At 74.4% G+C, this 3910-nt stretch carries 4 protein-coding genes; 1 reads left to right on the forward strand and 3 read right to left on the reverse strand.

Annotated elements, in window-relative coordinates; genetic code table 11:
* Positions 1-457 (reverse strand): alcohol dehydrogenase catalytic domain-containing protein (locus tag ACZJYS_RS23260; RefSeq protein WP_493180497.1); only part of this gene is annotated, 457 nt, incomplete at its 3' end.
* 13 nt (positions 458-470) lie between these two features.
* Positions 471-1448 carry a Bug family tripartite tricarboxylate transporter substrate binding protein gene (locus tag ACZJYS_RS23265; protein WP_493180498.1) on the reverse strand — a complete coding sequence of 326 codons (978 nt, stop codon included), beginning with the start codon at positions 1446-1448 and terminating at the stop codon, positions 471-473.
* A 69-nt stretch (positions 1449-1517) separates the two neighbouring features.
* Here ACZJYS_RS23265 and ACZJYS_RS23270 point away from each other — a divergent pair, with 69 nt between their 5' ends.
* Entirely contained in the window at positions 1518-2636 is a 1119-nt protein-coding gene (locus tag ACZJYS_RS23270; protein WP_493180499.1) for a CaiB/BaiF CoA transferase family protein, read from the forward strand.
* 53 nt (positions 2637-2689) lie between these two features.
* Here ACZJYS_RS23270 and ACZJYS_RS23275 read toward each other — a convergent pair.
* Positions 2690-3910: hydrolase (locus ACZJYS_RS23275; RefSeq protein WP_493180500.1), on the reverse strand; the 1221-nt coding region annotated here is incomplete at its 5' end.

The raw sequence follows: 3910 nt of genomic DNA on the forward strand, positions 1-3910 counted from the left end.
CCGCGCCCTGCACCAGCACCCACTGCCCCGGCTCCAGCCTTCCGCGCCAGAGCAGGGCGGAGGCGGCGGTGGGGTAGCTGATCGGCATCGCCACGGCAGCGGCGGCCTGCGGGCCATCGGCCAGGGTGGCGGGCAGCGGCACCACATGGATGTCGTCCGCCACCGCCTCCTCCGCCATGCCGCCCCAGTCCAGCGCCGCGAAGACGCGGGTGCCGGGCGGCGGCGCCACGGCGTCCGGCGCCGCCTCCAGCACGGTGCCCACCACCTCGGTGCCCGGCACGAAGGGCAGCGGCGGCCGGCGCTGGTACTTGCCCGCGACGACAAGCTGCTGCGCGAAGGAGACGCCCACCGCCTCCACCCGCAGCCGCACGCCCCCTGGACGCAGCGGCGGCGGCGGGATCTCCTTCATCTCCAGCGCGTCGAAGTCGCGCCAGGATTCGCAGACGATGGCGCGCATCACGGAGTCTCCTTCATTGGGCCTCGATCTTCGCGTCGCGCACCAGCTTGCCCCAGCGGGCGTATTCGGCGCGGGTGAAGGCGGCGAAGGCCTCGGGCGTGTCGGCCACCGGGTCGGCGCCGAGCGTGGCGAGGCGCTCGCGGGCCTCGGGCGTGGCCACCGCCGCCGCCACCGCCTGCTGCAGGGCCTGCACCACCGGCGCCGGCGTGCCGGCCGGCGCCCAGATGCCGTACCAGGTGGCGATCTCGTAGCCCGGCACCCCTGCCTCGGCCACGGTGGGCAGCTCGGGGAAGGCGGCGACGCGGCCGGCGGTGCTCACCGCCAGCGCCCGCAACTGCCCGTCCCGCACCGCGCCGGCGCTGCTCGGCATCGAATCGAACATCAGCTGGATATTGCCCGCCAGCAGGTCCGCCAGCGCCGGGCCGGAGCCGCGATAGGGCACATGCGCCATCTGCGTGCCGGTGAGCTGCTTGAACAGCTCCCCCGCCAGGTGCGGCGCCGCGCCGATGCCGGAGGAGCCGTAGGCGGCCCGCGCCCCGTTCTGCTTCAGCCAGGCGATCAGCTCCGGCACCGAGCGCACGGGCAGGTCCTTGTTCACCACCAGCATCAGCGGCACGCGGGCGATGTTCGTCACCGGCTCGAAGGCCGCCAGCGTGTCGAACGGCATCTGCGGGTTGAGGTGCGGGATGATGACGTGCAGCGAGGCGTTCACCAGGAAGGTGGCGCCATCCGGCGCCGCCCGCGCCACCTCGCCGCTGCCGACGATGCCCGAGGCGCCGCTGCGGTTCTCCACGATCACCGGCTGCGGCAGGCGCTGCGAAAGCTGCTGCGTCACCACCCGCCCCAGGATGTCGGTCGGCCCGCCCGGCGGGTAGGGCACGACGAAGCGCAGGGGGCGCGTGGGCCAGCTCCCCTGTGCCACGGAGGCGGCGGGCGGCAGCGCGGCGAGCATGGGCATGGCGGCGAGCGCCGCCCTGCGGGTGATGCGCATGGATGGAGGTTCCCTTCCCTATTTTCTTGTCTCGTCCCACCATCGCCGCACGATGAGGGAGGAAATGCAATGGACCACGGGCTGAAGCCCTATCGCGGGCTGCGCGTGCTGGATGCCGGCCAGGGCATCGCCGGGCCCTATTGCGGCATGCTGCTGGCGGCCGCCGGCGCCGATGTCATCAAGCTGGAACCGCCGGAAGGCGACTGGTCGCGCGGCCTCTCCACCCGGCGCGACGGTCAGTCGGTGATGCACACCACCTTCAACCGCGGCAAGCGCAGCGTGGTGCTGGACCTGAAGTCGCCCGAGGGCCGCGCCGCCGCCAGCGCCCTCGCCGCGCGGGCGGACGTGCTGATCGAGGCGTTCCGCCCCGGCGTCGCCGCCCGCCTCGGGCTGGGGCCGGAGGCGACGCCGGAGAATGCCGTCTGCCTCTCCATCTCCGGCTTCGGCCAGACCGGCCCCTATGCGGAGCGGCCCTGCACCGATTCGGTGGCGCAGGCCTATACCGGGCTGGTGGCGCTCAACACGGGCGCCGACGGCGCGCCGCACAAGGTGGGCTGCCTGGTGGCCGATGTCGTCACCGGCATCTCCGCCTTCGCCGCCGTGCAGGCCGCCCTGGCCCAGCGCCAGCTCGACGCGGCGCCGCGCCGCCGCGTGCTGGACATCTCGCTGATGGCCGGCACCGCCGCCCTGCTGGCCATGCCGATCGCCGAGGCGGGGCTGCTCGGCCAGGCGCCCGCCGCGCTGAACGTGCCCGCCGGCAGCTACCGCGCCGCCTGCGGCAACTGGGTGATGGTGGCACTGGTGCGCGAGGCCGAGTTCGTCGCGCTCTGCGGCGCCATCGGCCGGCCGGACCTGCCGCAGGACCCGCGCTTCGCCACCTTCGCGGACCGCGACCGGAACCGCGACGCCCTGCTCCCCCTGCTGCGCGAGATCTTCGCCCGCGAGAGCGCCGAGCACTGGCTGCGCGCCCTGCACGCCGCCCGCCTGCTGGCCGAGAAGGTCAATACCCCGCTCGACTGGCTGGCGGACCCGCATGTGCGGGCCGTGGGCGCGGCGCCGATGATGGCGCAGCCGGAGCTGGGCCAAATGCCAATGCCCAGCCTGCCGGGGCTCGGCGCCTGGGTGGCGCCGGCGCCGGCATTGGGGGCCGACACGGCGGCGGTGCTGGCGGAACTGGCGGCAGCCTGAACAACAAGGCCGGGGGAATGAATTCCCCCGGACCCCCTTCTTTTTTCTTCGAGTCAGGATGTCAGCTCGGCCACCGTCACGCGGTCCTCGGAGACAGGCCAGAGGCGGGCGGCCACGCGCTCCTCATTGAACTGGGCGACCACCGTGCGGCCCAGTTCGGCCACCGGGCGGCGCAGCGTCACCGTCGCCACGCGGGCCAGGCCCAGGGGCACCTGCTCCGGCTCCCGGCCATCCAGGATGATGGCGTCGCGCGGGCGGGCGAAATAGCCGCGCGGCCGGGTGAACAGCAGCACCGCCCCGGCCGCGCGGTCCTCCGCCGAGATCGGCCGCGCCGGGCGCAGATGCACCACCTCCGAGGAGCGCGGGAAGGGCGACCGATAGAAATGCGTGACCGGATGGCCGGGCGCGGCCACCTCCAGCTCCAGCGTCCAGTCCGGCGCCACGGCCACGGGGCCCCAGCGGCCATCCTCGCCCGTGGTGCGGCGGTGCAGCGCCTCGCCCATCCGCGCGCCACTCTCCGGGTCGGTGCGCCACACCGTCACGGTGGCGCCGGGCACCGGGCGGTTGGTCTGCACGCCCCCCGGCGTGCCGCTGACGATACCATCCAGCACCGGCCGCGCCTCCGGCACGATCGCCAGGCGCTCCGGCTCCCGCCCCGCGATGAAGCGGTAGATCTCGCGGAAGGCGCGCGGGTGGTAGGCCACCTCGCGGTGGTCGAGCTGGCCCAGCACCAGGTTGGTCGCGCCGCGCAGCGCCGGCCCCGTGGCGTCGATGCCGGTGGGCGTGCCAGGGCGGCCATAGGCGGCGCCGTCGGACTGGGTATAGACGTCGTTGCCGTCGCTCCGCAGGGTGAGGAAGGCGGTGCCGGGCACCACATCGGTCTCGCCGCCGTTCAGCCGGCGCAGGAAATCCGAGCGGCCGTTGAACTCACGGTTGCGGTTCCACTCCCAGTCATAGACGCCCCGGTTCGGCGTGCCGCACAGCACCGCGTGGGAGACCTGCGGGGCACCGCCGCCATGCACCACGAAATGCCGGATCGGGTAGCCGCCACGGCTGTTGCCCACCAGCGCCACCCGCGCGGCCCCGGTGCGCTGGCGAAGCGCCGCCACGGCCTCCTCCACCGCGCGGCGGAAATCCTCCGTGCCGCTGCGCCGGGGCTGCGGGATGGCGTCGTCGTCGCGCGCCAGCGGGTCGGGCAGGTTGAGGGCGGCGAGGCACCCGCGCGGCCAGCCATTCGATTCGAAGCGCCACAGCGTGGTCATCCACAGCGCGGC

Source organism: Roseomonas sp. TS2 (assembly GCF_058833935.1).